At 56.5% G+C, this 255-nt stretch carries 1 protein-coding gene; it reads right to left on the bottom strand.

Features of this window, described 5'->3' with window-relative positions:
• On the bottom strand, window positions 1-255 hold a 255-nt coding region (locus SB771_RS35705; protein ID WP_410722132.1), incomplete at both ends, for a DUF2345 domain-containing protein.

Here is a 255-nt window from a genome sequence, read left to right as displayed (position 1 = left end):
GACAAGATTTTCAACGTCTTCTGCGCAGTAATCTCAATGTTGTCCGAGTGCGCCTGCACTTCGACCTTGCCCTTAGCCGCAAACAGCTTCATCCCACCGTTCTGCACGAACAAGCTGAGCTTTTCCGCAACGCTTGCAATTAGCGATTTGCCCGTTGCGAGGTGCGTGCTCTGTCCGCTCACGAGGTTGGTCTGTGCATCGCTCGCGATGTGAACGGACTGCTGCGTGGACAGGGCGATGCCCGAAGGGCTACCA

The sequence above is a fragment of the Burkholderia sp. SIMBA_051 genome, assembly GCF_046534915.1.
Taxonomy (GTDB): domain Bacteria; phylum Pseudomonadota; class Gammaproteobacteria; order Burkholderiales; family Burkholderiaceae; genus Burkholderia; species Burkholderia ambifaria.
Note: the sequence above shows the minus strand (reverse complement) of the source record. Positions and strands in the feature narration are given on the sequence as shown.